Source organism: Chitinophaga pinensis (assembly GCF_007896845.1).
GTDB lineage: Bacteria > Bacteroidota > Bacteroidia > Chitinophagales > Chitinophagaceae > Chitinophaga > Chitinophaga pinensis_C.
This window is the reverse complement of record NZ_VOHS01000003.1, coordinates 276,777-299,319: the sequence shown is the minus strand read 5'-3', so window position 1 is coordinate 299,319 and position 22,543 is coordinate 276,777. Positions and strand designations below refer to the sequence as shown.

Here is a 22,543-nt window from a genome sequence, read left to right as displayed (position 1 = left end):
GACCCCACAGGTATTACAACAGAGAACAACATGTATAGACGAGAAGACATAGGATATCATCCTGCGGATGATAACAATAAGTTTAGCGGATGGCCACGTCCTGACGGACAGGTTCTGCGATCAGCGCATCCAGATCGTCGTTCCACTTCTTTACATAGTCGTTGAAATAATTACCGGTAATCTCACCGGTGTAACCCGTATGTATCTGACGCACATCACCATTACGATCTATAATAATAGTTGTAGGGAATGCCATCATACGGTTGAGTGCCGGAAGTTTTTCCGAAGCCACTTTCTTATCAGCAATGCCACCAAAAAGAATATCATATTCAATACCGTATTTATCTTTTAATTTACCTAATGTGTACCGTGCATATTCTAAATCATCTTTCTGCTCAAAACCGATGGCGATAGCCTCTACACCACGGTCTTTGTTCTTTTTGAACCAGGGAGCGAGAAATGCTGTCTGATCAGTACAGTTAGGACACCATGTGCCAATGATTTCAACGATCACTACTTTCCCCTTGTATTTGGCATCACTCAGTGATACCTGTTTACCATTCAGATCCGGTAAGGAGAAATCCAGCTTTTTATATCCTTCTTTCAGGTATGTCAGTTTATAAGGATCAGGGAGTTCGGCATTGGCATTTTTATTACCGTCAAACTTCACATTGTTATAGATACCGAGACTTAGTTCTCCTGTAAAGGACTGGTCATCATTGATATGACCTTTGATGTATATCGGGCTTGGTCCGGTGAAACCTGACAGTTCAAATTCATTGCCCTGTACAGTGCCTTCGAGTTCACGGCTATCACCTACGACGGACATGATTACGCCTGTGAGACGGTTACCATCCTGCTTCAGCAATCCGATTCTGTTAGGAGTAGGTTCTTTGCTATAGATCTGTAGTTCCCATTTACCTGACAGATTCACTGCGGGTTTGACATCTTTTCCCGGTTCTACAAAGCGGTATTTCTTACCGGCTTCCGCCACAAAAGGCAGGGCGTTCCCCCGGAAATTAGGTACCAGACTTCTGTATTCACCAGTGATACGGCCATCTGTTTCGATCTTCGCAAACAGCGCAGCATCATAGGTATTCATTTTTATAAACAGCGAATCATCTCCGATACGCTTTACTTTAAATTCATCACGGCGTGTACCATTTATCAATGAGAACACGGCATGTTCGGGGTCTTTTCCTTTGAATTCGAAGTTGAATGGCACATTGGCTTCATTCACAGTAAAAACACCACGCCATACACCTTCTTTTAAAAACAGGGGCTTTTTCTCAGCTGCAAATACAGTACTGCCGAATAGTACAGTGGCCAACAGGCCTTTTACTCCGATACGGGCAATTGTGTTCATGAGAGTAGATTTGATTTGAGTGGTTGATAGTTCAGGGTATAGCTATCTCTTTCCGTTTATCGGTCATTTGTAGTCAGTATATGACGATGGAAAAAGAGAGCGCCTTTGGACAAAAGGCAGATTAGCGACAACAACAAGGCATACAGCCGGAAGAACGAAGGAAGTTGTTCATGTTCAAAAGTGTTAGTTAATTTTTAAAAAATCAACTAATTAATGGTGGCTTAATTAGGGTGGTGATAACAAAGATAGAATGGCTGATTTTATTTTCCAAATAATAGTCTATAAATTTTATAGACTATTCAAAATAAACATGGAAATCCCTGTACCTGAATAAGATAGTACGTGGCAAACTATCCTGACCATCTGGTACAAAGGCATCTGACAAAGTATGTAGGTGGGGTTACCTTATGCGTGGCGCTTAAAGTTGTTCATTGTTCTCCTTCCAGTTAACGCTCGTCTTGTGACCGTAGAATCTGTTCACTAATACAAACATAACTGTAATGCACGCAATGATAACGTAATGTAAAACGATTGACGGCATGATGATAAAGCTGAATAAGTACTACACTAATTGTTATACTGTTGTTGTATCTAAATCTACATAAAACAGGTGGAAAATATACGGCAGTCCTATTAATTACCTGACATAAGTATAATTTCGTTAACAAAAGTTAACACAGCTTTGCGACTCTGACAATACCACGATCGTTTAATTTCTCTGCAAATCCGCTACCATAAAGAAAAATCCCCCGTCAGGAACGGGGGATTTTTAACAAAGTATCTGTTTTTAACGGTGTTCCGAATACCGGCCAGCCCAGTTTATTCCAGCTAAATTGCTGTATTCTGGGGGATCGCTTTCCACCGCAACCATCTCCCGGATGGTCGTTGGCGTGGTATAAGATCCAGTATTCTTTGCCGTCAGGAGATGTAAAGAATGAGTTGTGTCCGGGTGCATATACCTTATTTTCAGCGGATTGCTTAAACACCGGCTGGTCATGCTTTTGCCATGAAGCCGGGTTCAACAGATCTTGCTTTTCACTAGCTACTAACATCCCTAATGCGTAATCGTCTGTCCAGCAAGCAGATCCTGAATAGATGATAAAAAGTAACCCTTTGTGTTGCAACATTTGCGGCCCTTCGTTAACGTCTATATGTTTCAAATCAGGATCTCCCAGATCTCCTTTGGTTTCCCATGGATATTGGGGTGTTGATATCTTTACCCTTTTCCCCTGTATCGTCAGTGGGTCTTTCATAGCGGCGATATAAATATCCTGCCGGCCATTCTTATTACCTTCCCATCCTGACCAGATCATATATAATTTTCCGTGATGTTCAAATACGCTTGCATCAATAGCCCACTTATCTTCCGGATCAGCTACTTTTCCTTTAAACACCCAGGTACCCTGCATAGGATCAGGAGAACTATTTTCCAGCGCATAAATGCGATGGTCCTGATTATCACCACCATCGGCAGCAAAATATACATACCACTTCCCCTTCAGATAATGGATCTCAGGGGCCCAGATATCTTTGGAGTAGGGACCGGTCGCCGGAGGCGTCCAGATCGTTTTATGTGGCGCATCTTTCAGCTGAGCGATGTTTTTGGTCTTCCACAGTTCCAGGCGGTTCCCCATCGTATGCATATAATAATAATATCCGTCCTTATATACGCACCACGGATCAGGTCCACCCGGCAATACCGGATTTTTAAACGTCTGCTGTCCATGTACAGCAGACGCGAATAGTAGCAAAAAGCAAATAAGTGATCTTATCATATTTTTATTTCAGATTAATCTGCTGGACTTCGGAAAACAAGAGGTCTTCCACACCGCTGATTTTCACACCGATACGGGCGAATACATAATCCTGATCACCGCTGGCACCATTACCGGAACGGTTATCCGGCACGTTAACGCTCATATTGATGTTAGCCGGGTCTGTGATATCACCACCATTTAACGCCGTACGCGCAAGGTAGTTAGTTCCATCTACAAACTGGGTTTGGTTCAGGTACAAAAACACGGATTCGATATTTCTGGCATTTACGTCTGTGATGATCTTTTCGAGCTTACAGTTCGCGTTAACGGTTGTACCATTCAATGTCAGTTTAGCATCCCTGATCATATAATACGGCATTACCTCAATATTCATGTCACGGCTGCCTCTTATTGTCAACAGCATCGTGTCGTTTTTAGTTTCGGCATTGGTAATAGACCGGAATGGCCCCTGTGAAGGAGGGATGATCAGCTTATAATTACCATCAAATAACAAGGCGGAATAAGAACCATCCTCTTTTACGTTAACGGTAATTGCGCCGTTCTTTCCCCATCCGGGTTCCCATAATTCGAAAGTTACGTCTTTTGAACTGACGTTAATTGGCACTCCCTGATAGGTAATATGACCGGAAAGGGAAGAGGAAGGTGGATCATAATTATCTTTCTTACAGGCAAAAGCTGTCAGTGCCAGAGCTATATATACGAATGTTTTTTTCATGTGCATGTTTTACGATCAATACTTAATGATTAGGGTTCTTCACCAGCTTAGGGTTGTTACTGAGGATATCTGATCCGATAACGGAATAGTAATTACCCAGATTAAAGCGGTGCGCGGCTGTTACATTGGATGGTTTTACAATTCTATACACCCATTTGCCATCATTGGCATTACCCGGATGATAGATCTTGTAACCCCACATCGCGTAGATCATGGTATTTACTCTATCTGCCTTACCCAGATTGGCCGTCACATCGGCCGCAGAGATATTCTCTCCGTTCCATACTTTATGCGCGATCCTCCAACGTTTGTTATCAAACATTTCATGTCCTTCAAAGGCCAGTTCGATACGTCTCTCGTGAACGATTCTGTCGAAGGTCATCTGTGCATCAGTAAGCTGTGTGGTAAAGCCTGCACGCTCACGCAGCTGGTTAATATAAGTGGATGAAAGACCGGTCTGACCGAGCTCAAAAGCAGCTTCTGCTGCATTTAATAATACTTCTGCATAACGGAAACGTACCCACCATACATCGCTACGGGTACCTATCTGACCAGATCCTACAGTAGGATCCATGAATTTGCGTACAAAGAAACCACTCTGCGCACTGTATTGCAACCCATCCACAGGACCGTCTGTACCAACCACCTGTGAACTTCTGGGAGCTCCTGCTACCGGAATACTGTCTCTGTCGCCAAAGTTATCACCGGAGATGATGTTGTATTTACCATCTTTCCAGTACATTACGCCAGCCCAGATATCCAATGGTACACCTTTGAAGCGGCTACCCGGTAACATGATCGTGCCACCAAGACGGGCATCTCTTCCCGCGAAAATGTCACCCGGATTTTCATAATACACATAATCGTTCCCGTTATTAGTAGCGAATGGTGCAAATGTGTTATCCAGTTTCTCGTATTGCAAAGCAAGGTTCAGGGATGGATTTACTCTGCCACCTTGTTGTTCTTCCGCGGAAGACCATGGCTGATTCGCCAGTGTCCAGTCCTGTGTCTTACCTGATTTCAGTTTGAAGTCCTGTACGAAAATAACTTCCGGATTGTTTGATTTATCATAGAAGAGCGCAGCAAAATTTTCCTGCAGATCTTCTGCCTTCTTTTTGTACAAAGAATATTTACCACCGGTAATAATTGCCTGTGAGGCTTCCAGTGCTTTTGTAAAATAAGCATTGGCTTTGTCAGCAGCAATACCAACTTCACCCCCCGGTAAACTTACCAATGGTGTAGCGCCACCATATTTCGCAATAGAACCCGCATATAAAGCTGCCCTTGATTGCATGGCCAATGCGGCTGCTCTGGTCGCACGTGATTTGATACCTGCATCATCAGGTAATACGTTCTTCACGCTATCCAATTCGCTAATTACAAAATCATATATTTCAGACTCCTTTGCGCGTGCATGCTGCAGGTAAGTAGGATCACCGCTGAAGTTATATTCCATTGGCTCGAGGATTAATGGAACACCACCCATACGTTTTACTTCCTCAAAGTAGATAGCTGCGCGAAGGAAGCGGGCTTCTGCCAGAAAACGGGCACGTGCATCGGCTCCCAGTTCATTAGCTGCCTGGCATTTCTGCACGAACAGGTTCAGATCGCGGATATAACCATAGTCCCACAAAGACCACCATCCGGTAGGATAATCTACTTGTTTGGTTCTCCAGTACTGACCCGCTTCTGAAGGGAATGCCTCATCAAAGTTGGTAAACTCAGCCCAGTTGGTAATGGTCTGCTGTTCCGGATAACGGTCGTATAGATCAGCCAGTACGGAGAGCACCAGATCGGAGCTTTTCCATACTGCGTCGTCAGTAAGCAAATTGGTAGGATCAGTCGTCAGGAATTCATCATCCTTTAAGCATCCTGTTGTTATAATTGAGATGACAGCTGTCAGTATCAGCAAATATTTTTTCATGCTGCATGTAGTTAAATGATCAGAGAGAAAGTTCAAAACCAATGTTTACAAATCTGCTTTGCGGATAGGTAAGACCGTTATCATCTACGATCTCTGCATCTATACCGACGTTTTTAAGATTGTCAATAGAGAAGAGGTTATTCGCATTCACGTAGAAACGGGCTCTTTCTATTTTCACACGACTGAGCACATTTTTCGGAATAGTATATCCCAGCTCCATCGTTCTGGCACGCAGATATTTAACATTGGTCAGCCAGAAATCAGAATCCCTGCCGTAGCTGCTATGGCCACCGTCATTGAAACGGAGTGCAGGGTATTTACCCGGAATCCAGCGGCTGTTTACGTCCAGCGGATTCTCTCTGTGCCAGCGATCGTTATACAGGTCGGCAAACAGGTTACCACCATTCTGGAATGGGTTACGTGTTTCCCAGTTACGGTTGAAGGAATAACCGCCACCACCGGAGAAGTCGATACGGCCGTCAAAACCTTTCCAGCTTGCAGAGAAACTCAGACCAAAGTTCAGGATCGGGTTCCTGCCGGTACCATAACCGATCGGACGTCTGTCCTGATCATTGATGATACCGTCATTGTTGAGGTCTTTGTAAATGATATCGCCCGGTAATAAAGTTTTGTTACCAAAACCATCTACGTTCACAGGATATTTATTGATCTGTTCCTGTGACTGGAACTGTCCTGCTGATTCAAATCCCCAGAAAGCATTTACAAAACGCTGTTCGCGGGAATTGAAATAATGGTCGAGTGAGTTGTTGAATACCGGCTTATAAGTGTGCAGCGTTTTTGGGCGTGCGATAGAGAAGTTACCACCGATATTAAAGCTTACTTCTTTTACTTTTCCGGAGTAGGCGATAGATGCTTCGAAACCAGCTACCTGATCGCTGTTCACGTTTTCAGATGGCAGATTGTAACCGAGTTCACTAGGCACCAGAATGTCATATTTAGACCCCAGCAAACCAGTTCTTTTTCTGTTAAATACGTCGATCGCACCAGTGATCTTGTCATTGAACAATGCATAGTCCAGACCGACATCCAGTGTCTGGCTCACGAACCAGGAGATATTGGTGACAGGTACGCCTTTGTTACGGGAACCGATCACGGCATTACCATCCAGTATAACAGTAGATGAGTTATAGTTATAACCTGCCAGATAATCGTATGCACCGATACCGATATCATCATCACCCATTCTACCGAAGGAACCACGGAGTTTCAGTTCACTGATAGCTTTCTTACTGATGCCGCTAAAGAATTTCTCTTCGCTCACTCTCCATCCACCGGATACGGATGGGAAGGTACCCCATCTTTTATTCGGTGCAAATTTCCACGAAGCATCGCGACGTGCGGAGAGTTCAATATAGTACTTACCACCGTAGTTATAGTTCACACGACCGATATAACCCAGTCTTGCCTCTGTGTTATCATAGTCATTGTAAGTGTCCATTGTTGAAAAATAGATCAATGGTAACTGGTTAAGCGTTGGTACGGAGTGTACATAAGTGCTCAGGTCTCTTCTCTTGATCCTTTCAGCTACCAGTGTAGCACCTATTATATGTTTACCAAAGGTTTTATTATAATTCAGCTGAGCCTGTAATGTAGGCGACAGAATCGTTCTGTTACGCCTTTCGCGGTAAGGGTTGGAACTACCGCCTGTTACGTTGTATGTATCATCTGCCGGATTGTAGGTATACACTTTATAGGTATACTCATGTCCGTTCATTATTTCATTTGCATAGTAATAAGAGAACAGACCCTTTGCAGTTAACCCTTCCAGAGGGAATTGATATTCTGCAGTCAGGTTGGATTGTACTACACGCCAGTCGCTTCTCCAGTAACCGGACAATTTTTTATTCTGCAGGGCCCAGTTCTCTGTGTTGTGACCGATATCGTTCGGATAGTTCGGATTATCGTTAGCATAAGGACGTTCTGTTGGTCTGTTACGCAGGATCGCAAAACGTGCTGCCCAATAATCATCCCCCCCCGGTACACCCGGTTGATCACGTGTTTCCACACGACCATTGATCTGCGCACCAATTTTAAAACGATCGGATACACGGGCATCAATATTACTCTGTACGTTGGATCTTCTAAAAGTAAATTCTCTGCCAAGTACGGAGTTCTGATCCAGATGAGTAGCTGATACATAGTAATTGATACGTTCAGAACCACCGGTGAAGTTGAGGTTCGCCTGTGTCAGCGGGGAATTACCTTTCACAATAAACTTATACCAGTCAAAACTTTTATACCCGGTTTCGGTACCAGCCTGCCATTTATCCAGTTCTGCCTGTGTAATAGCAGTATGACCTGACTGATTCACATCTGCATCGGCTTTACCTACCATCCACTCATAAGCGTTCACTGTTTTCGGGAAACGGGTCCAGTTCTGCCATCCTCTGTAAACGTTTACGTTGATCGTGTTGCGACTGCCCAGTTTACCGCGTTTGGTAGTTACTACAACAACGCCGTTAGCAGCTCTCATACCGTAGATAGCCGCGGAAGCGTCTTTCAGTACAGTAATGCTTTCAATATCATTAGGGGCGATATTGTTGAACTGTCCTTCATCCTGCTGGATACCATCAATTACATACAGTGGATTACCCATGTTTCTGATCTGTATGGAAGCGCTGGCGCCGGGACGGCCATCAGACATACGAAAAGACACACCAGCGATCTTTCCTGCCAGACCAGCACTCACAGTAGAGCCGGCGTGTACGCCGTTGAGGTCTTTACTTGTTACAGAAGAGATAGCGCCGGTCAATGATTCTTTACGTTGTGAACCATATCCGACGATAACAACGTCACCCAGTGCGGTAGACGATGATTCCAGTGTAGCGTTCACAGTATGCTTACCATTGATCTCAACCTCTTTAGGCGCATAACCTACATAGGTAAAGATGAGGATACCGCTGAGTGCAGGTACATTGAAACCATAATTACCATTCGCATCGGTAGTGGCGCCGGTGGAGGTACCTTTCAGCTTAACGCTTACACCCGGCAACGGCACGCCTTTCGGGTCAATCACCTGACCAGTGATGCGTACAGGTTGTTGTTGTCCGGATTCAGCAGGTGCGCGTAATCGATTTAGCACAATCTGACGACCAGAGACATGGTACTGGAGTTGCAAAGGAAGGAGCAATTCATCCAGAATGGCAGCCAGTGTTTCATTGTCTGCCAGTACGTCCACCTTACGGTCAGACTGGATAAGAGAGGAACTGTAGAGAAATTTGACGTCCACCATTTTCTCGATCTGGCTGAGGACTTTACCTACAGGTTGTTGTTTTACTTCCAGGGAGATTTTTTGCTGTAATACTTCCTGGGCTTTGCCGGACCTGGCAAATACGATGGTGGTAAACGACAGGGCCACCAGCAGCTGGTAAACACAAGTACGCATAACGTGGAAGATTAAATCACGGATTCGTAATCTTTTTTTCATAACTTGGATTGTGTTCCTTAATAAATATTGGGAAATAGAATGGCTGTCTCAAACCCAGTGGAGCGGGTTTAAGTCAGATGTGACTTTGGTTGTTAGCCAGTGGTACGGCCATACCGCTGGCTATTTTTCACTAAGTACTGCGGTTCATGTTACAATAATCGTGGTTTAGTTTTCAATAACATTTGGGCGACATCCTTTTGCTGTCAGCGTTATTTCATCACCTTCGATGATACATCCTGCCTCCAGCGCCTTACAGATCAGGCGAATTTTCTCAATTAGTGGTTCATCAGTCAGCGAGGCGGTCAGCCTGCAATCAGCCAATAAAGCCTGGTCATAGTTAATGTGTACCCCGTAAGCATTCTCTATTGTTGTCATCACACTATCAACCGGCGTATCACTGAATTCAAATGAATAAACGACTGCTTCGTCCATCTTCCGGGTATTGACCTGTGGAATGGTTTGCAATACCGCTACGGCCAGAGTACTTCTTGTTAATACGGCCTGCTGGTTGGCAGAAAGATTGGCGACAACTTTGTTTCCCAATGGTTTCACTGACACTGCTATTTTTCCTGTTCTAACGTGCACTTCTACCAGGCTATCCTGTTCATATGCTTTTACATTGAAGCTTGTCCCCAGCACATTGATCACCATTTCATTTGCATACACAATGAAAGGTTGCATTGTGTTGCGTGATACTTCAAAAAAAGCGGCTCCCGACAGATATACTTCACGGCTGCACTTATGGTCCGGGCAGGCAGGAAAACTGATCCTTGCGCCGGGTTGCAGTACAACGGAGCTACCGTCGGGCAGACTTATTGTCCTCGGGTGTTTCTCTTCGTTTATTTCTTCTATCCGTTTCTTTCCTTCCAGTTTTGCCTCCTGCAGCAAGCGACTGTACATAGCCGGAGCAGGTGCAGGGCGCATCCACCAGATGGTGGCGCCGGCAACTATACATAAGAGGGCAGCAGCCCAATACCAGTAATAGTTCCGTGATAATTTTACTACTGTCTTTTCTGCCGGTTCCATCGTTCCCTGGATATTCTCCCACATCAGCTGCTGTTCCTTTTCCTTCAGTTGAAAAGCGGGTAACTGTGCCGCTGCCAGGATGATGGCCCTGGCCTGCAACATCGCCTCCCGTTGTGCGGGATACCGTGCGATTACCTCTTTCCAGTGCGCTTCATCCCTTCCTTCTTTCACCCATGCCACAAAAGAATCGTCACAGACAAAATCTGCTGTATCGTAAACTGAATAATCCATAGCATTATGTGCCTTCCGACAGTAGTTGTAATAATAAAGGCAGGTGAGTTTCGTTTTAACTCACTTTTAGGAAAAAAAATTTTTAAAGGCTGTCATTTCCAGTTTTCGCGTAGTTTGACAATGGCCCGCTGAACGAGATTACGTACAGATTGTTCATTGATCTGAAGGATGCCGGCAATTTCCTCCCAGCTGAAATTATCATAGAAGCGCAGGCGGATCACTTCCTGATGTCTTTCGGGTAATTGCGACATCAGGTATTGCAACCGTTGTAGCTGCAACAGATCTTCTTCTGTACGGATCTTCAGGTCTTCAATAGATTCGGTCTGTAATGGGCTGATAACAGGTACTGGCTTTATATCTGCCAGCCGGTACAGCCGACGTCTGAGTGAGCGGAAAAGATAATATTTGATAGAGTTGGTATCGGAAAGATTATTGCGGGTGCGCCAGAGGTCTGCAAAGAGGTCCTGCATGGCATCTTTTACAAGGGCTGCATCGGGTACAAGATGATAGCCATAGTTGTACAGGGTACCTGCATGAAGCCGGTACATTTCACTGAAAGCCTGTACATTCCCCTGTTTGAAAGCAGTCCATAGCTCGTGGTCCGCTATGGTTACCTGGTTGATATTTTCGGACCCCGCCAATTTACCTCGTTTAAAGCTATTGCCTTTGAACTACAAGCTATAAAATAAAATGATACGGTGCACAAAATAAAAAAGGGGCCTGATAAAAATCAGGCCCTCCCCAAATTAACCATTAAAAAAACTCATTTGAATTTTGCTGTACCAAAAATAGGCGGATTCTATCGGCCATCTGTTAATCATAAGTTAATGATTTCAAATTATTTCTGATAAAAATAAGGGTATGAGGAGGGGCAAAAAAAAGGCCCCCGCAAGAAATTGCAGGGGCTTACCATTTAACCTATATTCTGTACTGTAGCATCAAATTTTCAAATATTTTACAGGGCGCTAACATTTTAGATTAGTCTGTCATCACAATTATCAATCGCTAAAAGTGCTGCCCTCAAATATTTACTGTATCTAAGACTACTTATTATAACCGAAGTTTAATCGCTGCGAAAAATTTTTTCAATTTTATTCTAACTTGCTGCTGATATGAACAGGATAGACCGTCTCTCCGCCATTCTCATTCAGTTACAGGGCAAGAAAATTGTGAAGGCTGCAGAAATAGCCGAACGTTTTAACATCAGCCTTCGTACTGTATACCGGGACGTCAGGGCCTTGCAGGAAGCAGGCGTACCTGTCGGCGCGGAAGCCGGTACCGGTTATTACCTTGTAGAAGGTTATCATCTGCCCCCTGTCATGTTCAGCAGGGAAGAGGCTGCTGCCTTGCTCACAGGAGAAAAACTCATGGCTAACCTCAGCGATCATTCCAATAAAAAGGAATTCAGCAATGCCATGCAGAAGATTAAAGCCGTACTGAGAGGTAGTGAAAAAGATTTCCTTGAATCACTGGAAGACAATATCGCGGTTGTCAGCAGGCGACCACCTGTAGGAGAGGAGTTTCCCAACCGCTTTCTGTCAGACATACAACATGCACTGGGTAAACAGCTGATTCTGCAGCTGGACTATTTTGCCCTGCATAATGAAACTCACACCAAAAGAGATGTAGAACCAATTGGTATCGTGTTTATGAGTGGATACTGGCACCTCATTGCCTGGTGCCGTCTGCGCCATGGATACCGGGATTTCCGGATGGACCGTATTAAAAATGTCACTGTATTGCCCGACAGCTATGACAGGAACCGTCATATTACGCTCAAAGAATATATGGACAGGTATGGGGAATACGAGGCACAGGCACACATGGTAAAAATACGTTTCCCGAAAATACATGCCCGTCGTATTGGCGACCAGAAATACTATTATGGGCTGGTAGAAGAACAGCTCATCAATGACGAATGTATAGAAATGACCTTCCTCGCGCCCTGCCTGGACTGGTTTGGCCGCTGGCTACTGATATGGGGCGCCATTCCGGAGATCGTTACGCCGGTAGCCCTGACTGAAAAGATGCAGGAACTGGCCCTCGAAATAAAAGCACATTATCTGTAATCCCTCCTGACATAAGGCTGTCACTTCCCCTTTTTTACTTTGTATCAGTAACGATAAATCATTACTGAATGAAGCTACACTTATGGTGCCACTGGCTATTGCTGATCATTGGTATCGTGCACCAGTTTACAATGTCTGATCAATCATGCGTTATCACGCATAAGAATAAACGTGTTTATGATCCATGCAAAACTAAAACAAGCGTTATGTCTAAAACAGATCTTACCAAAGTACACCGTGAACTGTATACGGCCAAAGTCCAGCCTGCACTGATATTCGTACCTGCCGGTCATTATCTGGGCATCACCGGCAAAGGAGATCCTGATGGGCCTGTATTTGCTGAAAGTACCCAGACCCTGTATACCGCTGCCTATAGTGTGAAGAATATCTATAAACAGTCTGCACAGGATTTTATTGTCAGTAAACTGGAAGGCACCTGGTGGGTAGAGCAGGAGGGGTATCCATTAGATGTGCCCCGTTCGGAATGGTGCTGGCAATTACTGATACGCATGCCTGATTATGTGGTCAACTCTGTCGTACAACAGGCGCTGAAAGCCGCTTTTGTGAAAAAGCAATTGCCATTGCTGCAACAGGTATCACTGATTGCACTGGCGGAAGGAAAAAGTGTACAGGTATTACATACGGGTCCCTACTCGGAAGAACCGGCCACGTTAGCGATAATGGAGGAGTTTATCAGAAAGGAAGGATTGGCCTATAATGGCAGACATCACGAGATCTATTTGTCAGATCCCCGCAAGACATCACCAGCTAAAATGAAGACCATTTTGCGGCAGCCGGTAAAATAATCAAGTGATTATTTTTCGCCGAGGCCCAGTAGTTCTATAGCTTGTTGTGCAGCTATCTGGCTGGCATCTTTCTTATTGAAAGCCTTACCACTGCAGATCAGCTCACCATCTACGACAGCACCGACAGTGAAGATACGACGACCGTTATCCATTTGTTCTTCCAACAGGTCAAACTCAAGGGTTTTGCCGTGTTTATTCGCCCAGCCGTACAGTTTGTTCTTATGGTTCATTTCCACATTTTCCAGCTGTTCGAGGTCAATGTAGGGAACGATCAGACGTTGGTGTACAAACTGTTTTGTCCTGTTATAACCTTTATCAAGGTACACGGCGCCCACGAGAGCTTCGAGTGTATTACCAAAGATCTGGCTGATTTTCAGGAAGCTGTTGTATTTATCGTAGATGGTCAGTTTGCGCAGGCCCATTTTGATAGCGATATCATTGAGCTGCTGACGGTTAACGATTTTAGACCGCATTTCGGTCAGGTATCCTTCCGTTTTGTAGGGATACTTTTTAAAAAGGTAGTCTCCTATAATGGCGCCAAGGATTGCGTCGCCCAGATATTCGAGGCGCTCGTTGCTTTCGAGGAACTTCTCTTTGCTGGAACGATGGCTTAGCGCCACTTCATACAATGAGAAGTTGCCCGGGGCAAATCCCAGCAAATTATAAAGGTCCTTGTAAAGGCTCCTTTTCTTAGGAACAAATCGGTATAAAAATCCTGGCAGTAATTTCACACAATCAAGCAACAAATTTTTTGAAAATAACAGATGCATTATGTCCTCCGAAACCGAAAGTATTACTTAATGCAGCGTTGATTTCTCTATGTTGTGCGACGTTAAAGGTAAAATTTAATTTGGGATCCAGTTCGGGATCTTTCATGAAATGATTGATGGTAGGAGGTACAATACCATGTATTATAGACATAATAGCAGCGATGGCCTCAATTGCTCCGGCAGCGCCTAAAAGGTGCCCGGTCATAGATTTCGTGGAACTGATGTTCAGATTGTAAGCATGTTCCCCGAAAACCTGTTGGATAGCTTTTACTTCCGCAATGTCACCCAGAGGTGTGGACGTTCCGTGCACATTAATATAATCAATATCATGGGGTTGCATTCCCGCTTCTGCTAAAGCCAACCGCATTACATTCATTGCGCCAAGTCCTTCCGGATGTGGTGCTGTAAGGTGATAGGCATCGGCAGTAGCGCCGCCTCCGGCCAATTCAGCGTAAATTTTGGCTCCTCTTGCCGTCGCATGTTCATAGGATTCTAACACCAGTCCGCCAGCGCCTTCCCCCATGACAAAACCATCTCTGTCAAGATCAAAGGGGCGGGAAGCGGTTGCCGGGTCATCATTTCTCTCAGACAGGGCTTTCATCGCGTTAAAACCGCCTATACAGGCTTCGTTAATAACGTTTTCTGACCCTCCGGTGATCATCACATCAGCCTTACCAAACTGTATATACAGCATAGCCTCAATAATAGCATTGGTAGCAGAAGCGCAGGCAGAGACAACTGAGAAGTTAGGACCTCGGAAGCCGTGACGTATGGAGATATGCCCAGCGGCAATATCAAGGATTAACCGGGGAATCAGGAAAGGACTGAAACGGGGAGTTCCATCACCCTGGCCAAATTCTTTCATTTCCTGGCAGAAATTGATCATTCCACCAATACCGGAAGCCCAGATCACCCCAACTCTGTCAATATTGACAGTATTGCGGTTAATCCCGGCGTCTTGTACTGCCTGGTCGGCAGCAATTACAGCGGTCTGAGTAAAAGGATCCATCTTGCGTGCATCCTTTTTGTCCAGAAAATTGGTAGCGTCAAAGTTCTTCAGTTCGCAAGCAAAACGGGTCTTGAACTTGGCAGCATCAAAATGTGTAATAGGGCCGGCACCGGATACACCGTCCGTCAATCCCTTCCAGAAGTCGGATATGGAATTGCCGAGCGGTGTAAGTGCGCCTAAACCTGTAACGACTACTCGTCTTGGTTGCATTAAAACAAATCTGATTAAGTAGGATTATTTCACATGTTCTTCCAGGTAGGCAACTGCCTGGCCAACAGTAGTAATAGTTTCAGCTTGTTCGTCAGGAATGGAGATGTTGAATTCTTTTTCGAATTCCATGATCAGTTCTACCGTATCCAAAGAGTCAGCGCCCAGGTCGTTGGTAAAGCTGGCTTCAGGAGTTACCTCAGCTTCGTCAACGCCCAATTTGTCAATGATGATCTTTTTAACTCTTGATGCAATGTCTGACATAATTTTAAGTGTTTTTGGTTTAAAACTTGAGTGCAAAAATATAATTTTTATTGAATTGACAAGAAAGCATGCAAATTTTACGCCCTATACTTTAGTTGTATACGCCCAAAACGCCCTACCATAAAGGATTCCGTACCCTATTATTTAAACCGGTAAAAGTCATTTTCCTCCCCAAAAGCCGCCCCTGTCGCACAGACACACACCTATATATATGCAGTTGACAGCACAATAATCACAAATTGCCACTCAACAGCCTAATCTGCCATCTATATACCGATAAAACACAATTAACTTTAATTAACACTGCGGCCATCGTCGCAGCAATCCCATTTATTAAATTTGCCCGGATTTATCCCGTCTATATTAAACCAATACAAGCTCATGGCTGGCAATAAGAAGATCCTGACAACTGTTTTATTCCTGATAGTGGCTGCTGTCATTGTCGGTTTTATCATTAACAGAGTGAATGCACCAGGGAAAAAAGGGGAAAGCGCTCCTGAAAAATCAAACGCTAAAGGCGGCGGAGGCCCCAAAAACCTCCTCGTAGATTACTATGTTGTAAAGACCAGCTCTCTGAACGAAACAATAGAAGCGAGCGGAACCCTGCAAAGCAATGAAGAAGTGCAGGTACAGGCAGAAATTACCGGTCGTGTTACAGGCCTCTTCTTTAAAGAAGGTACCCAGGTGACTAAAGGAGCCCTGCTGGTGAAAATCTATGATGAAGACCTGAAAGCACAGCTGCAGAAACTGGAATTACAACGTGAACTGGCTAAAACCACACTCGAAAGACAGGAAAATCTCCTTAAAATTAACGGTATCAGCCGTCAGGATGTAGACGTTACCCGTAATCAGGTGAGCGCCTATGGTGCCGATATTGAATATACACGTACCCAGTTACAGAAAACTGAACTCCGTGCTCCGTTCTCCGGTCGTCTCGGCCTCAGAAATGTCAGCCTCGGCGCTATCGTAACTCCTACCACAGTAATTACCAGCCTCCAGCAGATAGATCCCCTGAAAGTTGACTTCTCCGTACCGGAAAAGTATCGCACAGCCATCAGTCAGGGTGATATGGTTGACTTTAAAGTAGCCGGCGATAACCAAACGTATAAGGGTAACATCTATGCCATCGATCCGAAAATTGACCTGTCAACCCGTACTATCAAGATCAGGGCGATCGTTCCTAACGCCGGCAAATTACTGCCAGGCGCCTTTGCCCGGGTACTCATCTCACTGAAAAATATGCCCGACGCTATTATGATCCCTACTCAGGCCGTAATACCTGGTACGCGTGATAAAAAAGTAGCTATCGCTGACAGCGGAAAAGCGAAATTTGTAATAGTAGAAACAGGCATTCGTAATGCGGATAATGTACAGATCACCAGCGGACTCAACGTAGGTGACACAGTGATCACCAGCGGTATTATGCAGATCAAACCAGGACTGGTATTAAAATACAATGACGTTAAATAGGCCCGGACAATTAAAGCTATAGATTATGAGCCTTCCTTCACTCTCTCTTAAACGTCCCGTATTTGCTATCGTGATGAATATCATTATCGTGATATTCGGGCTGGTGGGATTCAATTTCCTGGGGGTAAGGGACTTCCCCGCTATTGACCCGCCTATTGTGAACGTGCGCACCTCCTACGCCGGCGCCAATTCCGATATTATCGAAACCCAGATCACCGAGCCTTTGGAGAAATCCATCAATGGTATCGCGGGTATCAAAAATATATCCTCCAGCAGCAGCCAGGGTTCCAGCAACATCACCGTTGAATTTGAACTAAGTATTGATCTCGAAGCTGCGGCTAATGACGTGCGTGATAAAGTATCACAGGCACTGCGCAGCCTGCCGCCCGATATCGATGCTCCTCCGGTTGTATCTAAAGAAGATGCCAACTCTGATTATATCCTGTCTATGACAGTACAGAGTAACATCCGTAATCAACTCGAGGTAACCGAATATGCTAATAACGTCCTGCTCGAAAGATTGCAGACCATTCCCGGTGTCAGCTCCATCCGTATCCTTGGTGAAAAGAAATTTGCCATGCGCCTCTGGATGGACCCTGCCCGTCTCTCCGCCTATAGTCTTACACCAAATGATGTACAGGCCGCTCTCTCCCGTGAGAACGTGGAACTGCCTTCGGGTAAGATTGCCGGTAACGCAACCGAACTGACCGTACGTACTTTCGGTCGTCTGAATACAGAAGAAGATTTTGATAACCTGATCATCAAAAATGAAAACGGAAATGTGATCCACTTCCGTGATATCGGTCAGGCTATACTCGGACCTGAAAACGAAGAAACCATCCTGAAAGAATCAGGCGTACCGATGATCGCATTAGCGCTCACGCCACAGCCAGGTTCCAACTATGTAGCGATCACAGACGAATTCTATAAACGTTATGAACAGTTAAAGAAGGATCTGCCGGACGATATCACTACTGATATCGCCATCGATAATACTAAGTTCATCCGTAAGTCCATCGAAGAGGTGGAAGAAACGCTGATCGTCGCACTCGGTCTCGTAATCATCATTATCTATCTCTTCTTCCGTGACTGGCTCATGGCCTTCCGTCCATTAGTGGATATACCTGTATCACTCATCGCCGCATTCTTTATCATGTATGTCTGCGGGTTTACCATCAACATCCTGACATTGCTGGCTATCGTACTGGCTACCGGGCTTGTGGTGGATGATGGTATTGTGGTCACTGAAAATATCTATAAAAAGATTGAAGCCGGCATGCCACGTATGAAAGCGGCCAAAGAAGGTTCAGAAGAAATCTTCTTTGCGGTAATCGCCACCTCTATCACACTCGCATTCGTATTCCTCCCGATCGTATTCCTTCAGGGTTTCGTAGGACGATTGTTCCGGGAATTCGGTATCGTAGTAGCAGGCGCTGTATTGATCTCCGCATTCGTATCTCTGACGCTCACACCCGTACTCAACGTAAAACTGGGTCGTAAAACACATAAGCACTCGTGGTTCTACGAGAAAACAGAACCATTCTTCACCGGAATGGAATCTGGTTACGAGCGTGCGCTGGAAGCATTTATGAAGATCCGCTGGATGGCAACACTGATCGTATTGGCGTGTCTTGCAATGATCTGGTTCATCTTTCAGAATCTCCAGTCAGAACTGGCACCCATTGAAGACCGTAGCCAGTTCCGTCTGTCCATCAGCGCTCCTGAAGGAACGTCTTTTGACTATATGGAAACCTATATGAACCGTCTCACACAGTTCATGGTAGACTCGATCCCTGAGAAGAAGATCCTCATTTCAGTGACCTCTCCGGGCTTTGGCGGAGGCGCTGTTAACTCTGGTTTTGCCAACGTTGTACTCACTGAGCCTAACGAGCGTCATCGTTCGCAGAAGGAGATTGTAAACATGGTGAACAAGAACATGTTCCGCTTCCCGGAAGGTAAAGTATTTGCGATCGAACAACAGACCATACAGGTTGGTCGTCGTGGCGGTCTGCCGGTGTCATTCGTATTACAACATATCAACTTTGACAGTCTTTCATCTGTACTGCCTAAGTTCCTTGAAGAAGCGAATAACAACCCGACTTTTGCTGCTATTGACGTGGATCTGAAATTCAACAAACCAGAACTCCGTATCCAGATCAACCGTGCAAAAGCAAGTGAACTGGGTGTATCTGTTGATGATATTTCACAAACATTACAGCTCGCGCTGAGTAACCTGCGCTACGGTTATTTCATCCGTAATGGTAAGCAGTATCAGGTAATGGGACAGGTATTCCGTGGTGCACGTGATAAACCAACTGATCTGCAGAATATCTATGTACGTAACAGTCGTGGCGAAGCTATTCAGCTTGACAACGTGGTAACGATCGATGAGGAGACCAGTCCGCCGATCATCTATCACTTCAACCGTTATAAATCCGCTACTGTTTCCGCGAGTCTTGCACCCGGCAAAACGATCGGAGATGGTATCAATGCGATGTATGATATCTATAACAAACTGAAACAGCAGGGCGTACTGAATGACAACTACGTATCTGCATTGGCCGGTTCATCCCGTGACTATGCAGAGAGTGGATCCAACACCATGTTCGCACTGATACTGGCACTGGTACTGATTTATCTGGTATTGGCCGCACAGTTTGAAAGCTGGGTCGATCCGTTTATCATCATGCTGACAGTACCGCTGGCTTTCGCAGGTGCTTTGCTGTCGTTGTGGATATTTGGTCAGACCTGGAACATCTTCTCCCAGATCGGTGTAATTATGCTGATAGGGCTTGTTACAAAGAATGGTATCCTGATCGTGGAATTTGCCAACCACAAACGCGATGAAGGTATGTCTAAGGCCAAAGCAGCTGTGGAAGCATCTGCGATGCGTCTGCGTCCTATCCTCATGACCAGCCTTGCCATGGCCCTTGGTGCACTACCAATCGCCATGTCACTCGGAGCTGCGGCTACCAGCCGTATCCCGCTGGGTATCGTGATAGTGGGTGGTATCGTATTCTCATTGATCCTTACCTTATTCGTAATTCCGGCGATGTATACTTTCCTGTCCAGAAGAAAACCTGTGGCAGAAAGAAAAAATGAAGAAGAAGAGGAGACAGCCACTGTGCATGCATAAATTATCAGCAACTACATGAAACGAACACTTTTATATCTCTCTTTGCTGCTTTGTACTGCTGCACATGCTCAGCAGATACTGACGCCGGAACAGGCAATAGATGTCGCATTGAAGAACAACTATGATATCCGTCTCGCAAAAAATGATGCAGCCATCACTGCGAATGATTATGCATATGCTAATCTCGCTTTTGCACCACGTGTGAACGGAACCGCGAATAAAGTATGGAATGCTACGCAAACAAAACAGGAATTTGCCAATGGTACCAAACGTGATACCTCCGGTATCCGTGCCAGTACCTTAAGTGCAAACGTGAGTCTTGCATGGACACTTTTTGACGGTCTGAAAATGTTTGCAACAAGACAGAAACTGGAGTCGCTGCGCGATCTCGGTGAACTGGCTGTAAAAGATCAGGTGATCAATACTGTCGCCAATGTCATTGCGGGTTATTACAATGTTGTACAACAGAAACAACAGTTACGTAATCTTTCAGAACAGTTATCTATATCAGAAGAAAGAGTAAAGCTGTCAGATGCTAAATTCCAGACAGGTCTGGGACCTAAAACAGACTGGTTGCAGTCGAAGGTAGACTACAACGCGCTCAAGGCTTCCTATCTGCGTCAGCAAACCCTGATCGAACAAAGTAAGGCGACTCTGAATCAGCTGATGGCACTGGAAGCAGGTAATACGCAATATGATGTGATGGATACGATTCCGTTGAATATGGATCTTTCTTACGGTGGATTAAGACAACAGGCACTGGAGAAAAATACCGGTATCAAAGTAGCACAACAGAACCTGACAGTATCACAACTACAGCTGAAAGAAAGTAAAGGTGATTATTTCCCTGTTATCAACTTCAACTCAGCATATAACTACTCTCGTGTTAATTCGAATGCGGCCACCAACTCATTCAGTCCGGTATATAACCAGAATGGTGTGGTAAGCTATGGCTTTTCTGCAACGATTCCCATCTTCAACGGATTGAATGTAAAAAGACAGGTAAATGCGGCGAGACTGAATGTGAATTATCAGCAGCTGGCACTGGATAATACCCGTACACTGGTTGATCTTTCTCTGATCAGCGCCTTTAAGGATTATGAATATTATAAAACGGCAGTAACGCTGGAAGACGAGAACTTAGGGCTGGCGAGAGAAAATGTGATGGTAGCAATGGAACGCTTCAGACAAGGCGTCAGTACGGTGATAGAAATGAAAGAAGCACAGCAAAGCTTAGAAGATGCTTACAACCGCCTGATCAATGCACGATATAATATCAAGCTGGCGGAAACACAGCTACTGAGATTAAACGGTATGCTGGTGAAATAAAAAGAGTGGATGCGTAACACTATAAAAACGAAGATGCCGGAATAAAAACGACCGGCGTCTCAAAAAAGAGAGGCTGTCCGCCATATGGAGGACAGCCTCTTTCCATTTATACAATCAATAGCTTGTTTGTTATTCTTCGTCAGGCTTTTTCGCCGGTGGAGGCGTCGATTTATCCAACTGATAATGCTTGAAATTTTCCTTAATGAACAACATCAGATCATAGTCAGTAGCTTCTTTTAAGAACTGATAACCCGGTCTGTAACGCAGCATAAAAGTATCCAGTTCATCTCCGCTCAGCTTTGTCATTCTTTCTACCAGCTCAGGGCTATATCTGTCGTCAATATATTTCTCTTTTTCCCAGTATACCAGCTGCTCCTGAAAGTGCTCTTTACGCTTACGCGTTTTACTGGGCACAAGATAAGTCAGCGCAGTTATCGGATTGGAAGGCAATGTTTTGAGTACATCCACAGCCCCCGGTTTATGGTAATTAAAATATTTACCATATTCCTCACGTGTGGCAATTGAATCCCTTTTATAATCCTTTCCTATTACCTTATGTTCAGTCAGTCCGATCACCTGACGGGTCATGTAGACGTTGATGAACATGGATGTAGTAGGAACTGTAATATCTTTTTGTAATAACCCAACATAGAGAATTCCAGTGTATCACCTGGCATCGCATCTATGGCGAAACGGCCGCTTTCGTTGCTGACAACGCCCGAACGTGAAATTTTATTGATAATGGTAACTCCCGGTACGCCCGTTCTGCTATCAGCTTCAGCTACCATACCCGATACCCTGACCTGCGCGCTGGCGTGCTGCAGAAAGAATAACAGGTATAAAAACAGTGCTCCGATGCTACCGGAAAGTTGTATAAATCGTCTAGGCATCGCTCAAAATTAATTTTCCCAGCGCAAATGAAAAGTTAAAAAATAGTTCCCGATCGACAGAATATAGTCCCACAGTTGTAGGAACAAGCAATAAACTTAGGATTT

General features: G+C 44.9%; 17 protein-coding genes. 5 read left to right on the top strand and 12 right to left on the bottom strand.

What is annotated here, in order from left to right; all coding sequences use genetic code 11:
- Positions 1–82: 82 nt before the first annotated feature.
- The 7 genes from FEF09_RS04685 to FEF09_RS04655 form a co-directional block, all read right to left on the bottom strand.
- On the bottom strand, positions 83–1,366 hold the full coding sequence (locus FEF09_RS04685) for a peroxiredoxin family protein (RefSeq protein WP_146304033.1): 1,284 nt from the start codon (positions 1,364–1,366) through the stop codon (positions 83–85).
- A 752-nt stretch (positions 1,367–2,118) separates the two neighbouring features.
- A complete protein-coding gene (locus tag FEF09_RS04680; RefSeq protein WP_261387330.1) occupies positions 2,119–3,117 on the bottom strand; it encodes a glycoside hydrolase family 43 protein in 999 nt (332 codons plus the stop codon).
- A 28-nt stretch (positions 3,118–3,145) separates the two neighbouring features.
- Positions 3,146–3,859: a DUF3823 domain-containing protein gene (locus FEF09_RS04675; protein ID WP_146304031.1), complete on the bottom strand. Its 714-nt coding sequence runs from the start codon at positions 3,857–3,859 to the stop codon at positions 3,146–3,148.
- Between the two features lie 22 nt (positions 3,860–3,881).
- On the bottom strand, positions 3,882–5,783 hold the full coding sequence (locus FEF09_RS04670; protein WP_146304030.1) for a RagB/SusD family nutrient uptake outer membrane protein: 1,902 nt from the start codon (positions 5,781–5,783) through the stop codon (positions 3,882–3,884).
- Between the two features lie 19 nt (positions 5,784–5,802).
- Positions 5,803–9,189, bottom strand: coding sequence for a SusC/RagA family TonB-linked outer membrane protein (locus FEF09_RS04665; protein ID WP_146304029.1), 3,387 nt, complete (start codon positions 9,187–9,189; stop codon positions 5,803–5,805).
- A gap of 207 nt (positions 9,190–9,396) precedes the next feature.
- A complete protein-coding gene (locus FEF09_RS04660) occupies positions 9,397–10,488 on the bottom strand; it encodes a FecR family protein (protein WP_146304028.1) in 1,092 nt (363 codons plus the stop codon).
- A 92-nt stretch (positions 10,489–10,580) separates the two neighbouring features.
- A complete protein-coding gene (locus FEF09_RS04655; protein WP_146304027.1) occupies positions 10,581–11,129 on the bottom strand; it encodes an RNA polymerase sigma factor in 549 nt (182 codons plus the stop codon).
- Between the two features lie 471 nt (positions 11,130–11,600).
- Between FEF09_RS04655 and FEF09_RS04650 the strand changes: the two genes are divergently transcribed.
- Together FEF09_RS04650 and FEF09_RS04645 are read left to right on the top strand one after the other, a co-directional pair.
- Positions 11,601–12,557: a helix-turn-helix transcriptional regulator gene (locus tag FEF09_RS04650; protein WP_146304026.1), complete on the top strand. Its 957-nt coding sequence runs from the start codon at positions 11,601–11,603 to the stop codon at positions 12,555–12,557.
- A gap of 206 nt (positions 12,558–12,763) precedes the next feature.
- On the top strand, positions 12,764–13,363 hold the full coding sequence (locus FEF09_RS04645) for a GyrI-like domain-containing protein (RefSeq protein ID WP_146304025.1): 600 nt from the start codon (positions 12,764–12,766) through the stop codon (positions 13,361–13,363).
- Positions 13,364–13,371: 8 nt separating this feature from the next.
- Here FEF09_RS04645 and rnc read toward each other — a convergent pair whose 3' ends face one another.
- The 3 genes from rnc to FEF09_RS04630 all read right to left on the bottom strand — a co-directional run bounded on the left by rnc (position 13,372) and on the right by FEF09_RS04630 (position 15,613).
- Positions 13,372–14,022 carry a ribonuclease III gene (gene rnc, locus FEF09_RS04640; RefSeq protein ID WP_261387329.1) on the bottom strand — a complete coding sequence of 217 codons (651 nt, stop codon included), beginning with the start codon at positions 14,020–14,022 and terminating at the stop codon, positions 13,372–13,374.
- A gap of 76 nt (positions 14,023–14,098) precedes the next feature.
- Positions 14,099–15,352, bottom strand: coding sequence for a beta-ketoacyl-ACP synthase II (gene fabF, locus FEF09_RS04635; protein ID WP_089812352.1), 1,254 nt, complete (start codon positions 15,350–15,352; stop codon positions 14,099–14,101).
- Positions 15,353–15,376: 24 nt separating this feature from the next.
- On the bottom strand, positions 15,377–15,613 hold the full coding sequence (locus FEF09_RS04630; protein ID WP_012788038.1) for an acyl carrier protein: 237 nt from the start codon (positions 15,611–15,613) through the stop codon (positions 15,377–15,379).
- A 381-nt stretch (positions 15,614–15,994) separates the two neighbouring features.
- Between FEF09_RS04630 and FEF09_RS04625 the strand changes: the two genes are divergently transcribed.
- Genes FEF09_RS04625 through FEF09_RS04615 form a run of 3 tightly spaced genes read left to right on the top strand, consistent with a single transcriptional unit; the run spans position 15,995 to position 21,548 of the window.
- Positions 15,995–17,083 carry an efflux RND transporter periplasmic adaptor subunit gene (locus FEF09_RS04625; RefSeq protein ID WP_146304024.1) on the top strand — a complete coding sequence of 363 codons (1,089 nt, stop codon included), beginning with the start codon at positions 15,995–15,997 and terminating at the stop codon, positions 17,081–17,083.
- Positions 17,084–17,108: 25 nt separating this feature from the next.
- Complete coding sequence (locus tag FEF09_RS04620; RefSeq protein ID WP_146304023.1) at positions 17,109–20,219, top strand: efflux RND transporter permease subunit; 3,111 nt, start codon at positions 17,109–17,111, stop codon at positions 20,217–20,219.
- A gap of 15 nt (positions 20,220–20,234) precedes the next feature.
- Positions 20,235–21,548, top strand: coding sequence for a TolC family protein (locus tag FEF09_RS04615; protein WP_146304022.1), 1,314 nt, complete (start codon positions 20,235–20,237; stop codon positions 21,546–21,548).
- Positions 21,549–21,677: 129 nt separating this feature from the next.
- Here FEF09_RS04615 and FEF09_RS04610 read toward each other — a convergent pair whose 3' ends face one another.
- Both FEF09_RS04610 and FEF09_RS04605 read right to left on the bottom strand, forming a co-directional pair.
- Positions 21,678–22,154 carry a hypothetical protein gene (locus FEF09_RS04610; protein ID WP_146304021.1) on the bottom strand — a complete coding sequence of 159 codons (477 nt, stop codon included), beginning with the start codon at positions 22,152–22,154 and terminating at the stop codon, positions 21,678–21,680.
- Positions 22,133–22,438 (bottom strand): carboxypeptidase-like regulatory domain-containing protein, encoded by a 306-nt coding sequence (locus FEF09_RS04605; RefSeq protein ID WP_146304020.1) that lies wholly within the window; start codon positions 22,436–22,438, stop codon positions 22,133–22,135. The genes FEF09_RS04610 and FEF09_RS04605 overlap by 22 nt, the downstream gene beginning before the upstream one ends.
- Positions 22,439–22,543 lie beyond the last annotated feature (105 nt).

Excerpts from the sequence above, each read along its gene's own strand:
- FEF09_RS04685 (WP_146304033.1), bottom strand. The coding sequence starts at position 1,366 with ATGAACACAATTGCCCGTATCGGAGTAAAAGGCCTGTTGGCCACTGTA.
- FEF09_RS04675 (WP_146304031.1), bottom strand. The coding sequence starts at position 3,859 with ATGAAAAAAACATTCGTATATATAGCTCTGGCACTGACAGCTTTTGCC.
- FEF09_RS04670 (WP_146304030.1), bottom strand. The coding sequence starts at position 5,783 with ATGAAAAAATATTTGCTGATACTGACAGCTGTCATCTCAATTATAACA.
- FEF09_RS04665 (WP_146304029.1), bottom strand. The coding sequence starts at position 9,189 with ATGCGTACTTGTGTTTACCAGCTGCTGGTGGCCCTGTCGTTTACCACC.
- FEF09_RS04660 (WP_146304028.1), bottom strand. The coding sequence starts at position 10,488 with ATGGATTATTCAGTTTACGATACAGCAGATTTTGTCTGTGACGATTCT.
- FEF09_RS04650 (WP_146304026.1), top strand. The coding sequence starts at position 11,601 with ATGAACAGGATAGACCGTCTCTCCGCCATTCTCATTCAGTTACAGGGC.
- FEF09_RS04645 (WP_146304025.1), top strand. The coding sequence starts at position 12,764 with ATGTCTAAAACAGATCTTACCAAAGTACACCGTGAACTGTATACGGCC.
- fabF (WP_089812352.1), bottom strand. The coding sequence starts at position 15,352 with ATGCAACCAAGACGAGTAGTCGTTACAGGTTTAGGCGCACTTACACCG.
- FEF09_RS04630 (WP_012788038.1), bottom strand. The coding sequence starts at position 15,613 with ATGTCAGACATTGCATCAAGAGTTAAAAAGATCATCATTGACAAATTG.
- FEF09_RS04625 (WP_146304024.1), top strand. The coding sequence starts at position 15,995 with ATGGCTGGCAATAAGAAGATCCTGACAACTGTTTTATTCCTGATAGTG.
- FEF09_RS04620 (WP_146304023.1), top strand. The coding sequence starts at position 17,109 with ATGAGCCTTCCTTCACTCTCTCTTAAACGTCCCGTATTTGCTATCGTG.
- FEF09_RS04615 (WP_146304022.1), top strand. The coding sequence starts at position 20,235 with ATGAAACGAACACTTTTATATCTCTCTTTGCTGCTTTGTACTGCTGCA.
- FEF09_RS04610 (WP_146304021.1), bottom strand. The coding sequence starts at position 22,154 with ATGTTCATCAACGTCTACATGACCCGTCAGGTGATCGGACTGACTGAA.
- FEF09_RS04605 (WP_146304020.1), bottom strand. The coding sequence starts at position 22,438 with ATGCCTAGACGATTTATACAACTTTCCGGTAGCATCGGAGCACTGTTT.